General features: G+C 49.7%; 12 protein-coding genes and 2 riboswitches. Of the genes, 2 read left to right on the forward strand and 10 right to left on the reverse strand.

The genetic code is table 11. From position 1 onward, the window contains the following. Positions 1–72: 72 nt before the first annotated feature. The 10 genes from H1A11_RS05960 to H1A11_RS06005 all read right to left on the reverse strand — a co-directional run bounded on the left by H1A11_RS05960 (position 73) and on the right by H1A11_RS06005 (position 14,810). Positions 73–897, reverse strand: coding sequence for a sirohydrochlorin cobaltochelatase (locus tag H1A11_RS05960; RefSeq protein WP_181757883.1), 825 nt, complete (start codon positions 895–897; stop codon positions 73–75). A 34-nt stretch (positions 898–931) separates the two neighbouring features. Further along, on the reverse strand, positions 932–3,001 hold the full coding sequence (locus tag H1A11_RS05965) for a TonB-dependent siderophore receptor (RefSeq protein WP_181757884.1): 2,070 nt from the start codon (positions 2,999–3,001) through the stop codon (positions 932–934). Between the two features lie 115 nt (positions 3,002–3,116). Further along, positions 3,117–3,449, reverse strand: coding sequence for a DUF2149 domain-containing protein (locus H1A11_RS05970; protein WP_005836672.1), 333 nt, complete (start codon positions 3,447–3,449; stop codon positions 3,117–3,119). Between the two features lie 21 nt (positions 3,450–3,470). Further along, positions 3,471–4,076, reverse strand: coding sequence for a MotA/TolQ/ExbB proton channel family protein (locus H1A11_RS05975; protein WP_181757885.1), 606 nt, complete (start codon positions 4,074–4,076; stop codon positions 3,471–3,473). A 33-nt stretch (positions 4,077–4,109) separates the two neighbouring features. Beyond that, on the reverse strand, positions 4,110–4,667 hold the full coding sequence (locus H1A11_RS05980; protein ID WP_181757886.1) for a hypothetical protein: 558 nt from the start codon (positions 4,665–4,667) through the stop codon (positions 4,110–4,112). A 16-nt stretch (positions 4,668–4,683) separates the two neighbouring features. Then, positions 4,684–8,595 carry a cobaltochelatase subunit CobN gene (locus H1A11_RS05985; RefSeq protein ID WP_181757887.1) on the reverse strand — a complete coding sequence of 1,304 codons (3,912 nt, stop codon included), beginning with the start codon at positions 8,593–8,595 and terminating at the stop codon, positions 4,684–4,686. Between the two features lie 15 nt (positions 8,596–8,610). Next, positions 8,611–10,125: a PepSY domain-containing protein gene (locus tag H1A11_RS05990; RefSeq protein ID WP_181757888.1), complete on the reverse strand. Its 1,515-nt coding sequence runs from the start codon at positions 10,123–10,125 to the stop codon at positions 8,611–8,613. A gap of 69 nt (positions 10,126–10,194) precedes the next feature. After that, on the reverse strand, positions 10,195–11,142 hold the full coding sequence (locus H1A11_RS05995; protein WP_119961912.1) for a sirohydrochlorin cobaltochelatase: 948 nt from the start codon (positions 11,140–11,142) through the stop codon (positions 10,195–10,197). A gap of 3 nt (positions 11,143–11,145) precedes the next feature. Then, positions 11,146–12,435: a hypothetical protein gene (locus H1A11_RS06000; protein ID WP_181757889.1), complete on the reverse strand. Its 1,290-nt coding sequence runs from the start codon at positions 12,433–12,435 to the stop codon at positions 11,146–11,148. A 14-nt stretch (positions 12,436–12,449) separates the two neighbouring features. Next, on the reverse strand, positions 12,450–14,810 hold the full coding sequence (locus tag H1A11_RS06005) for a TonB-dependent receptor (RefSeq protein WP_181757890.1): 2,361 nt from the start codon (positions 14,808–14,810) through the stop codon (positions 12,450–12,452). Positions 14,811–14,931: 121 nt separating this feature from the next. Then, positions 14,932–15,140, reverse strand: a riboswitch (cobalamin riboswitch). A gap of 42 nt (positions 15,141–15,182) precedes the next feature. Then, positions 15,183–15,388, forward strand: a riboswitch (cobalamin riboswitch). 134 nt (positions 15,389–15,522) lie between these two features. Between H1A11_RS06005 and accC the strand changes: the two genes are divergently transcribed. Together accC and H1A11_RS06015 are read left to right on the forward strand one after the other, a co-directional pair. Continuing rightward, positions 15,523–17,034, forward strand: a complete 1,512-nt coding sequence (gene accC, locus H1A11_RS06010; protein WP_005829359.1) for an acetyl-CoA carboxylase biotin carboxylase subunit — start codon at positions 15,523–15,525, stop codon at positions 17,032–17,034. Positions 17,035–17,079: 45 nt separating this feature from the next. Next, a complete protein-coding gene (locus H1A11_RS06015; RefSeq protein WP_005836686.1) occupies positions 17,080–17,595 on the forward strand; it encodes a biotin/lipoyl-containing protein in 516 nt (171 codons plus the stop codon). Positions 17,596–17,603: the final 8 nt, after the last annotated feature.

Below are 17,603 nucleotides of genomic sequence, written 5' to 3' on the forward strand. Positions count from 1 at the left end.
GGTGTAGCCATCCGGAGCAAAGGGTGTAGCCTTGGTATGTAAAAGGTGTAGCCCTTTTACGCTTGCTGGTTATCAATCTTTTAGCATGGCTTTGATGTGTTCCATATAGAGCTGGCGGATGGCTTTGTTTTCGCCCAGTCCCTGCATGCGTACATTCACTTGATAGCCTTGCTTTTCAAGTTCCGTCTTCCACACGCCGGCAATGTCTTCCTTGGTATGGTTGCCGCATACCAACAGCAACGGAACCAATGTCACGCTCTTGGGGCGTGTCTCTTTCAGTTGCAGCAGGGTTGCGTCCAGGATAGGATATCCTTCAATGGTGCTGACGTGGAAGTTCTTCAGTCCATGGGCTTTCATCATGAAGTCGAGCATGGCGTAAGTAGCCGTGCTGGGTAGCTGGTTGCCGTGCCCCACATAGACAATGTCTTCTTTCTTTTCCGGCTGTTCGGCGGTCAGTATACCGATTACCTTCTCGCAGTCTTCGACGGAGTAGAGCAGGGGATTTCCCACTTTTATCTCCTTGAAGAAGGGACGGAGCTTGTCTGCATCCCTGCGGACGGAGGTCATCTCACTGCCTTCTATCAAGGTGGTGCTCTGGACGTAGATGGTCCGGTAGCCTTCGGCGCGAAGTTTCAGCAGTGCATCCGTAGGGCTGTCTTTGTACACACCCTCCTTGGCAAGTCTTTTTCGTACAATCGGCGAGATGTATGCTTCGCGCACTGTAAACTGCGGAAAGGCTTCTTGTGCCTCACGGGTCACGACGTCGAGCGTCAAGGCACGTGTCTGAGGGTCCGAACTGCCATAATGGGTGATGAGCAGAGCCGCCTTCTCCTCTTGTTGTGCGGAGGAGAAGAGGCTGATGCCGAGTAAATAGAGAGTGATGAAAAAATGTTTCATAATTGTTGTTGTTTCTAAATGCGTTATGGAGAGATTATTTTAGTCTGAGTGCCAGGCTGATTACTACCGAACGTCCCGGAGAATACAAGGCGAAGTTCTTGTTCAGCGGGCGGTTGTCCTTCTTGTTGAAGATATTGTCTATGCCGATGCCCGGTTCGATGACAAAGTTGCGGAAGCCGTCGAAGGTATGGCGGGTATTGAGGTTCCAGATGCCGTAGCCCGGAGCATTGCCGTCCGCGTCACCCGGATAATAGACTTTGCTTTGCAGACGACCGTTCAGGTTGAGGTTCAAGGTATAGTCGCTCCAGCTGTGTGTATAGTTTCCGGTGATGGTGGCTGTATGGCGTATGCTGCGTTCGATGTTTTGCCATTCGCCTCCTTCGTTCAGACCGCGTCCATAGGCGTAGGTATAGTTTCCGGCCAGGGTGAAGCCCGGGAACAGATTGCCGTTCAAGTTCACTTCAAAGCCTTTGACGGTAGCTTTCTCGAAATTGAAGTAGTTCTTGACACTTAGGTTTTTTGTGGATGAAAGGTCACTGATTTCGGGGAACTCTTCACGCAACTGGTTCTGCTCTGCTTCCGGTAGGTCATCGAATTTAGTGGATTTGGAAGTTACCATGTTCTTTACATAGTTCAGGTAACCGGTGACGGAAGCACTGAAACGGTTGGTGCGGTATTCCATGTTGATGGAGTAATAGTTGCTGTGTTCGGGGTCGAGGTTCTCGTCACCCAATGAGATGGTGGCTCGTGTACCCATTGTCTTCTTGAACATGTGGTAGTAGAGCTCGTCAATTCCCGGAGCGCGGAATCCGGCAGCATAGGTGGCACGTACATTGAAGTTGCCTATGTTGTACATGGCTGCCACTTTGGGGGTGAAGCGTCCGCCCGTCTGTTCGTGATGGTCGTAGCGTACACCCACAACACCGGTCAGATGGTTCCATAGCTTCACTTCATGCTGGCCGTAGGCTGATGTCGTATAGACACTTTTGTCCAAATCGGAGTCGGGACGGCGGAGCACTTCACGGCGATAGTCCACACCGAACACCGTAGTGCTGTTGGTTGTAAAACCGAAGATACCTTTCAACTCGGCATCATGGAATTTCTGAAGCTTGGTAAGCGCATACTGTCCGGGCAGGTATCCGCTGTTTTCTATCAGGTATTTGTAGCGTGATGCGTAATTGTTTCCTGAATAGTCGAACTGGATAACGTTGCGTTTACTCAGTTTGTATTTGGCGCCTGCCCCCCAGTTGTAACCTTCGTAGGTAGTGTTGTACTTGCTTCCGCCGGTAATGTCTTCGCGTTCTACCGGACGTTCGAGTCCGCGGTTATAGTATCCGCCGTTGGCATAGAAGGAAAGCTGGTCCGTAGCATCATAGGTAAACTTCTGCGAAAAGTTATTCGAGCTGTAGCCTAGGGAGAGCGGGGCAATCGTTTCGATGATGTCTTCTCCGTCTTCTGTCAGACGGCTGTTTTGCCAACCGTCGGAGTGGTCGTATTTATAGGAAGTATAGGACCCTATTTTTCCTTGGGCGATGTCCAGATTCAAGCCTTGGGAGAATTGATTCTTTCTCGTATAGCTGCTATTGCTGCTGAAGGCTACCACATCTTTAGGCTCGTTGGTAATGATATTGATTACACCGCCGATGGCATCCGAACCATAAAGGGAAGAAGCGGCTCCGTTCAGCACCTCGATGCGCTTGACGCGGGTCATGTCTATTTGGTTGAGGTCGATGTTACCGGTGATGTCTCCCGTGACCTTGCGTCCGTTTACCAATATCAGCACGTGCTTGTTGGAGAGTCCGTTCATCATCAGATAGGACCCCATCGCGTTCGGACGGAAGGAGAGCGAGGGTACCATCATGGTCAAGGCCTGCTGGAAGTCGGTGATACCGGCACGCTTTATCTCGTTGGCAGTGATAACCGATACCGGAGACGGAGTGTTCTTCAGTCGCTGATGTGTACCCGTACCCGTTACTACGACCGGGTTCAACTCGTGAGTTTTCTTGGTCATATCGTCGCTGTCACCTTTTTCTGCTTGTGCATAGGCACCGGTGGCGATGATTCCTCCCATAAGGAGAGCTGTGAGAAGTCTTTGCTTTATCATATATTGTTTTATTTTATATAACGCTGCAAATGTACATACCATTATCGGAGGGTGAAATACTTAATAGTTGTTATACTGCGATGGCCAAATAGCTATTAATAGGTACTGTATTCCCTTATTCCGGCACATAGATAATCTCTCCATTTTCAAGCTGATAGGCAACTCCCACTTTCTTTCCTCTTTTACCGGAGGTCTTTGGGTCTTCGCTGGGAGTGTATTTCTTGATTTCCTGCCCTTCTTTGGTAATGATTTCCATATTTTCCTTTCCGGGATTCTTCACCATGGTGAAGTCTTCTTTAGAAAACATCTCCGTCATATTGAAGCGGGAGACGAGAGCCACCATCAAGGCTACGGCAAAGACCATTGCTACGTCAAAAAGATTGGCTACCGTACCCATGGGGTCGGAGTCCGAATCGCTGTGCAGTAATCTGTTTCTCTTACTCTTCATAGTTTTCGTATCGTTAGTCCGTTATTCCTTTTCGGCCGTTTGGCGGCTTATCACTTTGTACAGATATTCCAAGTCGTTCATTTCGCGGGCATACCAGCGTTGTTTCACTTGCAGGGTAATGATGCCGACAGCAGCAATGACCAAACCTACCACTGTAGTGGCAAAAGCCACCTGCATATTGTAGGCCATGGAGGAGATGTCTCCTTGTGCCAGCCCCACCAGTGCGGGACCCATCGGGATGAGGGTACCCATCAGTCCCAACATGGGACCCAGTTTGATGAATGTACGCGAACGTTCCAACTCCTTCTCGGCTTCCACTTCATAGTTGGCAAGCAGGTGTTCGCAGTAGGCAGCGTCGTCCCGGTGTGCGGACAATTTGGACAAGCTGCGGAGGAGAGGGGAGTTGCCTGCCGATGGGAGTTGCTGCAGCAGTCCGTCTATATTCTCTGGGATGATGTTCTCCAGTGTTTCAGTGAATTGCTTCTGTAATTTCATCCGTTGATAGAACTCCCCGAAGAAACCTCCCGCAAGGAGAATGGCACGTAGAAAGAATAGCAGCAGCAGGACTATGACGGGAACCAGCAGCCCGTTCGAAATCCAGAACAGTGTGTTTGAGATTGTTTCCATATATCTTTTTAGTTTTTAATTCTTTAATTCGTTTCAATAGCCCGTGGCAATGATGCTCAATATAACAATGAAAATATTGACAATGAACAATACTTCCAAGCGCAGCGGCTTGTCACCGATAGCATATCGCAGCAAACGGCTACCGGCACAAACTGCAAAGAAAGTAACACCGGCTGCTATCCATGAGAGACTGCCGAAATCTATTCCGGGAAAAGTGAAAAGCAGCAGTGCCAGGACATAGCATATTACTCCGCCTATCAGTATGCCGGGGTATAACTTCAGGAAGAGGGTGACCGCTTGTTTGAAGGCCGTGTTGCGGGTACGCATTTCTGCGAAACAGTCGAAACAGAAAGTTATCATTACGGCGGCTTCCAGAGTGACACATACCGACAAGTTCAACATCTGTGGACGGGAGGCAAAGAAAGCTGCCACCACGGTCTTGGACTGTTCCGTCATCCATGGAGTCACCAGCCACGCAAAAAAGGCATAGCCTGCGGCAACCGTCCACATTCCCCAGCGTGGATAGAACCCCACCTTTAATAGAAAATTGAGGGCGATGAATAGGGCTAACAGATGAATGGCGTATTCCATAATACTCTGTTTCTATTTATTCTTTTTTTCTTTTCTTCAACAGTACGACCAGTCCGATGAAGGTGATGACGACAAGACTGCCTGCAATCACTCCGTTCACCCTGTTCTTACGTACCGTTTGTTCGGAAGCCAGTTTGTGTTCTTTCAGTACGACATCCTTGCCATCGGTTGCGGATGCTTCGTGTACCTCCTTCATGTTCTGGGTATAGGTCTGCTTCTCGCTATTATCCAACTGGTCGGCAACGAACGACTGTAGCTTGTCATTGTCGCAAACGAATTCGGTACAAGCGGCACCTTTTTCGCGTGTGATTTGTGCATGCAGGGAAGCAGTGGTTTTCAGTTGCTCATCAGATGCTTTCCAGTAACCTTTGCGGGCGCTTTCCAGCATGACGGCTGTCATAGCCTGGAATGCGGCGGGATTGACGCGGAGGAAGTACTCGTGAATGCCCAGCTTATTCTCATCCTTTATATACATTCTATACAAGTCATTGAACAGTTCTTTGTCCATGGCCGACGGACGCATGACGTGCCAGCCGAAGATGTTGCGGAAGATTTCGCCGAACATCTGCGCCGAACCTTCCCCGCCTTTCATCCGCTCTTGTATAAAGGTAGGGTTCAAGATGGTGGAACGTGTCTCTACGGCAATGGCCTCTTTGGCATCCTGCATGCGGCGGTTGGTCCGGTTGCGGTAGTCTGCCATATAAGCATCCGGTTCCTTGCCGGTCACGGTTTTGACGGTGAGCGAGAGTCCACCCGTAAATTCGTATACATGATCCAGGGAGATGGGGCCCCATGTGTTACTTTGACGGGGCTGGATGACAACATCCGTTTCGGACAGTGCCGAGGCAAACAAACCTTCCTGGACGTCTCCCCAATTTCCGTCGTCCCCATAAGAGGCACCCATATTGTTGAGGTATCCTTCGGCTATCTCCTTTTCGCTTTCCCACGAGCCGCTGTGCTCGGTATAGGCCATCATACCGGTACTGTATCCGCTGTTGATCGGTCCGAATACACGCATCACAGACATTTCACGGGCACGTTTGGGGGAAGCCCCTTTTTCTACCAGTAATTTTTCCTGCAACAGTGTACCCGATGCCACATAGTTGGGATAGGTCTCATCTCCGGCTTCCGATGCCAGACGTATAGCATCGGTCAGTAACTTCAAGCGGGAACCGGCTATGTCGCGTAGCTGTCCGGACACTTGTACCAGCACATTGATGCGCGGACGCCCCAGTTCTTCACTGGGCACCAGTTTCAGGTCAACCACTCTGCCTTGGGCGTCGCGTACGGGTTCTACTCCCAGCATCCAGAATACTTGAGCGAGTGTGGCTCCTTCCGTATTGATGAATTCGCCTGCCCAGAAGGTATAGCTTACTTTCCGGGGATATTTGCCGTGCTTGCTGATGTACTGTTTTAAAGTCGCTTCTGCCAATCGCTTCCCATCTTCCCAAGCCCTTGGGTTGGGAGTATTCTCGGCGTTGATGCTGTACATGTTGCGTCCGGTGGGCAGAACGTTCGGGTTCAGTACGGGGTCACCTCCCGGAGCGGGAAATACGGTCCCCCCGCTGAGTGCACGCACCATGGCATTTTGCTCGTTGGCGGTGGAGGCCAGCAACTGTTCGCGATAGAGCAGGGCGGGGCGAAGCTCCGGTGCTACAGATGCAGTATCTTTGGGTGGATTCTGGAGTAAGGTAGTCAGTCTTTTCCTGGCAGCAGGCAAGTAGTGGTGGGCTATATAGGTAAAGTCTTGCAACTGCTTTGTGGTGATTTTACCTTTATCGCGGTCCTTGCGGGCCGTTTCGTATGCCAGCGGGTCGGCAGCGACGGCGAGAGTGGTAGTCAGCAGGTCGCGGTCAGAATAAGGCTCGTTCATGGTGTAGTACGCACCCAGTATCTTTTCGTTGGCTATCTCTTCGGTGAAGGCATCCAGACGTTCCAACTCCTCGGCTGTATAGGGTTCGCCGGATATGGAATCCAGATTGAGGTCGCGGTGCAGCCCCAGGCGCATGGCCTCTTTTTTGATGTTCATTCCCAGAGCCCGGTGTTTGGCAGTCCCTTCGTCCAGCACTTTGTGAATATCTTCCAGCAAGGCCGAATAGCGTTGGCGCATACCGCTCTCCACGTAGGGCGGAGTGAGATGGGTGACCAGTACGGCATGTGTTCGGCGTTTGGCAATGATACTCTCGCCTACGTTTCCGGTGGTATAGAAGTAGAAGTGGGGGAGGTTACCAATCAGTACATCCGACCAGTCGGCCTGCGACTGTGCCACATTCTTTCCGGGAGTATATTCCAGGTTGCCGTGGGTGCCGAAGTGAATCACCGCATCTGCTTTGAAACCTTTTTGCATATACAGATAAGGAGCCAGATAACTGTGGGGCGGCGCCACCGGCATACCGTGCACCAGTTTGAACTCATCATCTCCCAATGCCGGGCGGGGCTGGGGGAAGAGCAGGATATTGCCGAATTGCAGGCAGGCAATGGCGATACTATCTTCTGTTGCCAGCAGATTGCCGGGCGCATCTCCATATCTGTCCGTCACTTCCTGATATTTCTCGGGAAGGAGTACTTCGTGTGCCCATTGTTCGTATTGCTTGGTAGACAACCATACCGGGTGTGCTGTTTTCAAAAACTGTTCTTGCGCTCCTTTGGCATACGAACCCATGACGGCACCGTCACGATGTATCCGCTTGCCGAACTCCTCTACAGTGGCAGGCAGTCCGCCGACGTCGTACCCTTCCGAGTGCAGGCGTTTCAAGAAGTTGTAGAGTGAAGGAATCACTTCCATTCCGCTTGCCAGCAGAGCGTCTTTTCCCGGAGTCTTGAAGTAGCAGATGGCAACACGTTTTTCTTTGTTGGACATGTTTCTCAGGGACATATATTTGGTAATATGGTCCACTACAGCATCTATCCGTTCATTCTCGGCGGTGTACAGATAATATCCCTGCTTGTTTTTGTTTTGGGTGGCGATGCAGAGGGGCAGCATGCCTCCGTCTATCTCCGGCACCACTATACGGGCAGTCAGCGTACCGCCGCTGACGGGGGTATTGGGGTTCAGCCATTCCTCGTGGGGCTGAATCAGCGGGAAAGGCATGAATAAAGGAATGTTTTCCTGGTGCAGCCAGTTGATGAGTGAGTCATTGCCCAACCGTCCCATAGGCAGGTAGACTACTGCATCGGGATGGAGGGTACGTATCATATCGGCACGCGGTTGGCCTCCGGCAGTGAAAGGGTAGACATTGAAGCCTGCTTGTGTCAAGCGGGAGATGAGGGAATCTACGTGGGCACGGTTTCCTTCCATCGGAAAGTTGAGTCCGGAAATCAGGGCAAGGTTGCGTCCGTCCTCATGGTAGAGATTTTTTTCTTTCAGATAGGCAGTTACCTCTTGCGGAGTACTGAAGTAGCGGCCGTATTCGCGGTGGTAGAACATGTTCTCTAGCAATGGGATGGGAGGCTCGTAATCTTGGTGTCCCCACCGGTGGGGAGTGGCAATGTGGCGCAGGTAGAGTAAGGCATTCCGGTAGTTGTGTTTGTTGCCGTTCTTGAGGTACTCCCGCAACGTGTGCTGTTGCTCGTTGGTGATGTTATAGTTGATGGAGAAAGCGGAGTTTCGTAACGTATTGGTAAAGACCGGTACTCCGCCGGCACCCACCCGTTCCACTTCGGCAACTTGGCTGTCATCGAGATACAAGCCCCTGCTGTACATCACGATGGCGTCATAGCCGGAAAGGTCCTTCACATCTTCTTTTTTGATGCAGTTGACTTCTATCCGGGCACAGTCATTGTTCAGGGCAATGTCGGCAGCTTGTGCCAGGGTTGCGTTGATAATAAGTATACGTGTAGGAGCAAGCCAGTATTGATAGGCCGCAAAGCTGCAGACAATCAATAGGGCTATGCTGCCGAGGAATATTCCAAGTCTTTTCTTATTCATACAAGTTTATTCTCGTTAATAGAGTTTTTGTCTTTTGCAACATTTTCTTCTTATATAATTCACACTTAACGCCACACCCGTGATGCAAACGGCTGTACCTCCAAGCAGCAATACCCAAAGCACAGTCTTGCGCAGGGTGGCATTGGAGTTCAGACCGGGCAGACGCATGCGGTGCAGGGCTGTATAGCTCCAGTATTTCCAGCGGGAGGAAGTGTCTGTATGGCGGATGATTCCCGTTTCCGGGTGAATGTAATAGACGCTCCGGTCCGGGTCGTCCACCGTAATCTTCCACACGGGAAGCTGGGGGCGTCCGCGATACATATTGCTCATGTCGCGATAGTAGGTCTCGAAATGTTCGAGCCGGGAGATGCGTATGCCGGGGATATGTTGTGAAGAATCACGCCGGGAGGCATAAATGCTTTCCACGCCTTTCAGGATTTCTTCTTCGGAGAGTTGCAACGGACGCGGCAGGCTGTCGGTGGCATCGATGTAATATTCGTTTTTGCTGTCTTTTACGATGTAGTAGGGATGTTCGCGGAAGTTGCGCCACTCTATCTGCAAAGCTTGGGGATAGGCGGCTATGATACGGCGGTAGTCCAGGGGGTAATCCTCCGGTTGTGGGGCACGGGCATGGAGCGTGCGTGTGGCGCTGCCTTTCTTCAGTGCCGGTTTATGAATCCATTCGGGAATGTCTGCCAAAGACATCATGCCGCTGAAGGTGAAGGTCAGTACGAAGATGCCGAAAAATATTCCGCTGACGTAGTGCCAGTGATACCATCTTTTTCGGTAGGGAGAGAATTTGGAGTGACGGTTGCGGTGTGTCTTGCGCCATACATCCACAGTTACCCAGATGCCGGCAATAACCATGAGGCAGCCCAGAGCTGTGAGCCAGATGACGGTTTTAGTCCAAAGGGCGGTGTCCTGCCGCAGCCAGGTGAAGTACACCCAGTGGGGGATGGCTCCCAGCCATGCCCAGAAGCGTTCGCTTTTGTTGGAGAACTGCAAGACTTCGCCGTTTTGCGAGCCGAGATAGAGTTGTGTCCCGGCATCGTCGGCAAAGTATATTTTATAGACGGGCATTTCCTTTTTCAGTTCAGCGAAGGGAATCCATTGGTCCAGAGAGTGGAGGGTGTCGATGCGGGTAATGGGAGAAGAACACCACAAAGCTGCTGTTCGGTGCAGGTGCTCGCTGTCCAAAGAGGGTTGTGAGATGGTGGAATCGGCAAGGAAATGAAACGTGCCTTTTGTGGTACTAAAGCTGAACTCGGGGTGTCCGGCATTGAGGTTCAATATCGTAGACCTGACCTTTACGCCACGGGGCAGGCGGGCTGTGACGGAGGAGATGTCCGGAAGTGAGTCTCCGGCTTGGGAGAGCATTTCCAGCTTTTGCATTTTTTCCTTGGCGCTGACACGGGGAAAGCGGTGGTACATCATCACGAAGGCGGAGAGGAACCACATGAGAAATAGGATACAGAGCAAAGTGCCCAGTATCCTATGAATAGAGTACATCAGTTTGGTGATAACATTCATTGTCGTTCGCGTTTTTCCTGCAAAAGTACAAGATGATTCAAGAACACTAAATACCCACTAATGGGTATATTATTCAGTGTCTTTTCCGGCAGCATAGGCCGCCTTCTTCGTCATGATGTCCAGCATGCGGTGCTTCAGTCCGAAACGGATATGGTCAATGAATATTTCTTGAATTTCCGGAATTTGTCCCAGTCCTTCCAGTTGTGCACTGACGGTGAAGCCTTCTTTCTCGAGCATCTCCTTCCACTCTCCGGCAATGTCGTTTTTGGCATGGTCTCCGGCAACAAACATGAAGGGTATGAGGGTCACACGTTTGGCTTTCCCGGCTTTCAGTTGTGCCAGCATGGTGTCAAAGGTAGGATAACCTTCGATGGTACCCACATGGAAATTGGCCAGTCCGCCTGCTTTCAGCATATAATCCATCTGACTGTAGATGGCGGTACTAGGGGTATAGGTACCGTGCCCCACAAGGACGAAGTGTTCTTTGGAAACTTTCTTGCCTTGTGCCGGGGCGTTGTAGCGGTTGCCCAGAATATCTGCCACCTTTTCTGCATCTTCGATAGAGTAGAGCAGGGGAGTACCTACACGTATTTCCTTGAAGAAGGGCAGTGCACTTTCCACATCCCTGCGGAGTGATTCCATTTCTACTCCGTCAATGATGTTGGTGCTCTGCACGATGAGGTGTGTGTAACCTTCGCTGCGCAGTTTCAGCATGGCATCCAGTGGAGTCAGCTTCGTGGTGCCGCGCTCTTTCAAGCGGCGGATAATGATACGCGACGTATAGGCTTCTTGGAACTTCAACTCCGGGAAGGCAGCTTGTGCCTTGGCGTTGATGGCATCAATGGTGAGGGCACGGGTATCGTCATGCGTAGTGCCGAAGTGCACCATGAGCAGGGCGGCCTTGTCACCGGGTTTCATACTTGCAAGCATATCGCTGTGCTCGTAATTGCCTCCCCCGTGCGCATGGCAAAGGAGGGAGGTGCTTAGTAAAAGTAATAAAGAAAGAATCTTGTTCATAGATTATTTATCGTTTTCAACAACTCTAAGCATATCGAAATAATAACCTTCGGCAATTTCTGCGCCTTTTTCTACTTTACCGGTTGCTATGTCATAGATGTAGATACAAGGATTGGCTTTTTCTGTATTTACGCCGATGTATGCCTTACCGTCTATAATAACGGAGCGTTGTGCAAATCGTCCGCCACTGTAAGGTATTTCTTGTCCGTTATAACTCAAGCGTTCTTGTGTTCCGGTATTGATGTTGATGATAGAATAATAGTGGCTGTAGCTGTCGATGGCAGTACCGGCTGCATCATTACGTGCATACACAAGGGCTTTACCGTTACCCAGGTTTTGGATGGTGAGCAGTTTACCGTCGGCGTTGGGATATCCCTCATAGCTTGCATCGAAGTCTGTTTCACCTTTCCTGATGCGGAGCAGATGACCTTGTTCCATGTCATTGGCATCAGTGAATGCAGCCAAGTAGAGGTTACCGTCTGCATCATACATCACGCAACTTTGCATCAGTTCTCCGTAAGCGCTTCCCGCCATTTCTCCGGCAAGGGTATTGACCTTGTTACTTTCCACTTTCATGTCCGAGGGATTGATAACTGCTGTCAGGAAGTTTGAGGTTGCCTTTCCGCCTCTGCCTGATTTGTCTTTACCGAAGTAGAAGTAATATAATTTACCGGCCTTTTCGTTGTAGGTCAGAATGCCGGAAGCTGTGAATACTTTTGCTCCTTCTGGCAAAGGAAGGTCCAGTGTTCCTTCGGCAAGGATACGCATGTCGTCAGCATTCAGCTTGGTCCAGATAACTTTATCTGCATCACCATTGGCTGCCATGATAATCAGGGTATGGTCATCCAGCCAGGCATGTGTGTAGCCGCGTACTTTGAAGGTATTCTGTACAAATGTTTGTTCTTGGACTATTTTGATGGAATTACCAGTTACCTGCAATTTAGTAAATCGGTCGTTTGAGTTTGGTACTTGATAATAGTATTTCCCTTTGACAATGGCTTCCATGGAATAAGTGTTGTTTTCACTTCTGAATTCAACGCCGTCATTCTTTATGTCAATGACTCCCATATCTGCCGTAAGGCTGTTTACACTTTTTACAATGGTACCGTCACCCTGGTTCATACCACCGTGTTTGCCGATAGTCATAAAAATATCAAAGTGATAATCGGAAAGTTCCGGTTGCGGGTCTGGATCCGGGGTGGGATCTGGATCGTTGTTGTCGGAACATGCACTGAATGATAAGGTCATGGCTACGGCCATAAGGATACCGGATAAAAGATTTAGTCGTTTCATTTTAATAAAATTAGTTAGTTGATGAATAATCTGAATTTGGCGAAGAATGCTCGTCCGGGCTTTTGCAGTTTATAGTTGTCATAAGCCAATTTGTCGAGTAGGTTCGAGCATTCCAGCGAAATATTGTATCGTCCTCGTTTCCATGAATAGGTGATGTCGGCATTGCAAATGTGTTGTGCCGGGATGCGTGCCTTGCTTTCGCGAGAGCCATAGGCCTCCCATGTCAGGAAGAACCAGTGCACCCACTGATAACTGCAACTCAGCCGTAATTTGCTTTCGGGCAGAACCACATTGTGGAAAAGATAGCTTGCTTCTGCACTTCCGAAGAGCCAGGGGCGGTTGGGTACCCGGTTGTTGTAAGTTGCCGAAGGCTTCCCGTCAGTCTTGTATCTGTTCTGGTCGCGTGCCTCTTGAAAACTGACATTGGTGGCAAGCTGTAACTTGCTTTGCCAGTCGTAACGTACTTCTCCTTCTATGCCCTTGATATGTACAGCCGGAACATTCTTATATTGCATCATACCTTCTTTGGTTTCTACGGTGGCTTGGATATAGTCGTCCACATAGCGCAGGAAACCGTTTGCTTCATAATAAAGTGTATGGCCGGGGGCAGGATGCCATGTGCCGAAGATACCCAGATTGATGTTGTCGCTGCTTTCGGGTTTCAAGGCTACATTGGCATATATGGTGGTACCGTTTCCCAATAATTCGCGGGCAAGGGGTAGCCGGACGCTGTGCTCATAGGAAATTTTAATGGATAAAGGTTTTATGGCTGTGTAGCGTGAACCGATACCGTAGCCCCAATACTTTTTGGTTATTGTCCCTTTTACATCCTTCGACCCGGTGATGCTGGATAAATCCGTTTGCCGGATATTCAGGTGGTTGATGTAGTTCTTTACAAAAAAGGTATTGCTCATTTTTTCTTCGAGAAGGGACTGATTGTAGGAGAAGCCTGTCACATGTTTTGCCAGAATATCATTGGAGGCTTCAAAATCAGTATCCGCTTCATCATAGCGGTCATTGCCGATGCGGCTTAATAGATAGTTTAGGTTGAGGGAGTGATGGTTGTTCAACCGATAGTCCAAATTGGCGCGGCCAATGGTCAGGGGACGTTTGTAATGGCGCATCGAACGGCCCCGTCCTGTGATTTCGTTACGTGAGCTTACGATATAATCTCCGTTCCAGTCATACTTACGGTAGGCTGTATCTGTGGTCAATGAATGGTCCCAAGTGTGCGAGAGTGCGGCATTCAGCTGCATGTTCTTCCAAATGAAATTATGCTTTTGATAGCGGGCTGAAATGTTCCATGCATCGGAGCCTCTTTCTGCCATTCCATATACCTTACTCTGTACAGAGCCTGTCTGCAACTCCTTGTCTACTTTGGAGTAAGAGGCGGAAACAAAAAAAGCATCTGCCCAGGACTTATTGGCAAAGCCGATTTCCATTTGTCCGAACAGTGAAAAATAGTCATCATGGAAGCGTCTACGGTCAGTCAGAATGTATTTGCGGCTGTCTTCATCCCAGACTTCGACATCTCTCATCATATAATCGTTTTTGGAGTAATTGACCCCAAAGGTGGGTTTAATGATCAGTCCGGTTCGAGGCTCTACAAACTGGGCATTCAAGTCTGCCTTGTGAGTATGGAAGGAACCGATACCGTAAGAGACATCCAGATAGTTCTTCTTCTCTTGTTTTGTAATGATATTGATGGCACCTCCCAATGCATCTGTACCCAGACTGGTAGGTACTACTCCTTTATAAATTTCAATCCGGTCGATGATATTGACCGGCAGATTTGCCAATGAAACGCCGCTGCCTTTTGTGTCCAATGGTATTCCGTCTAAGAAATAACGTATGGAATTACCAGACATTCCATTGATGGAGAGGTCGAAGTCCGAGCCAACTCCGCCTTCCTCTCTCACCTTAATGCCCGTTGTACGGTTCACCAGGTCGTTGAGGTTATTCAGAGAGTTTACTATCGGCTTGATGTCGAGTGCATTGACAGCAAAGGCCCCTTCCTTCACTTTCTGCGTTTGGGTCTTTCCGTATACTTCGACAGAATTCAATGCCACGGAGCTTTCCTGCAATGTGAAGTTCTGTTTTTTATCCTGTCGGATGTCAAAAGTTTGTTTCACGGTTTGGTAGCCCAGGAAGGAGACGACGAAGGTATGTTTACCCGGAGTGACTTGTAGTGAATACTTCCCCCGGTCGTCCGTATAGGTGCCGGAGGTGGTGTTTTCCACAGCGATGGTGGCTTGGGATACCGGTGTCCCGTGCTGGTCTATGACTTTTCCGGATAAGGTGACCTTATTCTGTGCCATACTACCTGCAGGCAGTAGGCAGATAAATGTAAATAGCAGTCCTGTGATGAATCTCATTTCAGTTCCTTATAAGCGTTCGTAACTTGCCCTCAAGGAAAAATGAACAAAGAGAAAGATTCCTTTATATGGATAAAGAATGCCTCGACTCAATGTTTTGTTGCTTTATTCCCCGAAAGCACTAAAACTATGTTGTCTTGGCAGGTCTTCTGACTTATCCCTCTTTGAATGCCTTCCCATCCGCCGGGCGGACAGTGGCTTGTAGAATATTCAAAGATTTTGGAAGGACTTACAGCAGCGGGTCTGTTCAGGATTTGCACCTGATTCCCTTTTTCATCACTCATCTCCAACAGAACCGGGAGAGGTGAAACCAAAACTGGGACAAAGATAACAAAAACTATTAGGTTTGCGAATACTCCTGATAATTTTTGTTATCTTTGCCCGCGAATTGGTTCCGGATGCATGTTTCCATCATCTGGATTAAAAGGGAATCGGGTGTAAATCCCGGACAGTCCCGCTGCTGTGAAGCTCCGTTTATATCATGAAAAACACCCTTGCCACTGATATGCATTGAAATATCGGGAAGGCTTCAGGATTAGGAGTCAGTCAGAAGACCTGCCATTCATTAAAGGCTGCCTTTGCTCGTGGGTTAGGAAGACAGTACGAAGATATTAGTTGAACATTTAAACAAGAAATGGAATGCCTTTGTTAAAGGTATGTCCGCATTGTGGTGTGACTATATATATCCTTTATATATTAAAGAAAAAGTAAAATGATTAAGAAAGTATTGATTGCTAACAGAGGTGAGATTGCCTTGCGCGTCATGCGTTCGTGCCGGGAGATGGGACTGCTTACGGTTGCGGTCTTCTCCGAGGCCGACCGTACCTCTCATCATGTGGCATATGCCGATGAGGCTTATCCGATAGGACCGGCCGTGGCAAAAGAGAGTTATCTGAATATTGAAAAAGTGATTGCCACGGCAAAGCGATGCGGTGCCGATGCCATCCATCCGGGTTACGGCTTTTTGTCGGAGAACTCGGAGTTTGCACGCCGTTGCAAGGAGGAAGGGATTATCTTTATCGGTCCCGCCGCCGAGACGATGGAGGCGATGGGCGACAAGATAGCTGCCCGCAAGCGAATGATTGCGGCAGGCGTACCCGTGGTTCCCGGAACGGAACAACCTTTGCAGAGTGCCGAAGAAGCCGTGCGCATCTGCAACGAGATAGGTTATCCCGTGATGCTGAAGGCGTCTATGGGTGGCGGTGGTAAAGGTATGCGCCTTATCCATAACGAGAGCGAAGTGGTGGAAGCCTACAACACGGCACGCTCCGAGTCCATGTCCTCCTTTGGAGACGACACGGTCTATCTGGAAAAGTTCGTGGAAGAACCCCACCACATCGAGTTCCAGATATTGGGCGACAACCACGGCAACGTCATCCACCTCTTCGACCGCGAATGCTCCGTGCAGCGTCGCAATCAGAAGGTGGTAGAAGAAAGCCCGTCACCCTTCCTTACGCCGGAATTGCGCCGGGAGATGGGAGAGAAGGCGGTTGCCGCAGCCAAGGCAGTAAACTACTCCGGTGCAGGTACCATCGAGTTTCTGGTAGACAAGAACCGTCGGTTCTACTTCCTCGAAATGAATACGCGCTTGCAAGTAGAGCACCCCATCACGGAAGAAGTGGTAGGCGTGGACCTGGTGAAAGAGCAAATCCGCATTGCTAACGACGAGGTGCTGCACCTCAAGCAGGAGGAACTGTTCCAGCGCGGCCATGCTATAGAGTGCCGCATCTGTGCCGAAGATACGGAAAACAACTTCATGCCGTCTCCCGGTGTCATCAAGCAACTGACGGAGCCGAACGGAATCGGTGTGCGTATAGACAGCTATGTGTACGACGGCTATGAGATTCCCATCTACTACGACCCTATGATAGGTAAGCTCATCGTATGGGCAACCACCCGCCAGTATGCCATCGAGCGTATGCGCCGTGTGCTCTACGAGTACAAAATTACGGGCGTAAAGACCAACCTTGCCTATCTGAAGCGCATCATGCACGTGCCCGACTTTGTGAAGGGAGAGTACAACACCCTCTTTATCGAGAAGAACGCCCGCATGCTGGTACGCACCAACACTGCCAACGAAGAGTTGGAGAACATAGCCATGATAGCTGCCTATATGGACTATCTGGTTAATCTGGAGGAGAATGTTTCGGCACAGCTACCCGATGCCCGCCCCATCAGCCGTTGGAGGGAATTTGGCTTGCAGAAGGGAGTGCTCAGGATTTAAGGAATGGATAATTGATAATGGATAATTGATAATGGATAATTAATAATGGAAATACATATAGGAGACCGTATCGCAGACATTACCCTGGTGGGTAAGGAAGGGAATAAGGTACAACTTACCATTGACGGAAAGCCCTACGAAGTGGACATTGTGATGGCAGAGAACGGAAGTTGCTCCATCCTGCACAACGGAAACTCGTTCAACGCAGGCCTTGTGCGCGGCGAGGGCGGCAAGAGTTATGACATCAGCATGCTCCAGCGTTCCTTCCACGTAGACATTGTAGACACGCAAGCCAAGTATCTGCACATGAAGAAAGGAGCCGACGAGAAGCAGGGCGACAAGATTTTGGCTCCGATGCCGGGCAAGGTGGTAAGCATCCCCGTCAAGGTGGGCGACCGACTGGCTGCCGGCGACATTGCCGTGGTGCTGGAAGCCATGAAGATGCAGAGTAACTATAAGGTAAATGCCGACTGCATCGTCCGCAACATCCTCGTGAGCGAGGGCGAACCGGTAAATGCCAACCAAGTATTGATTGAATTGGAGTTGATAAAGGAGGAATAATCCCGAGT

The organism is Bacteroides sp. CACC 737 (assembly GCF_013874375.1).
GTDB lineage: Bacteria > Bacteroidota > Bacteroidia > Bacteroidales > Bacteroidaceae > Bacteroides > Bacteroides uniformis.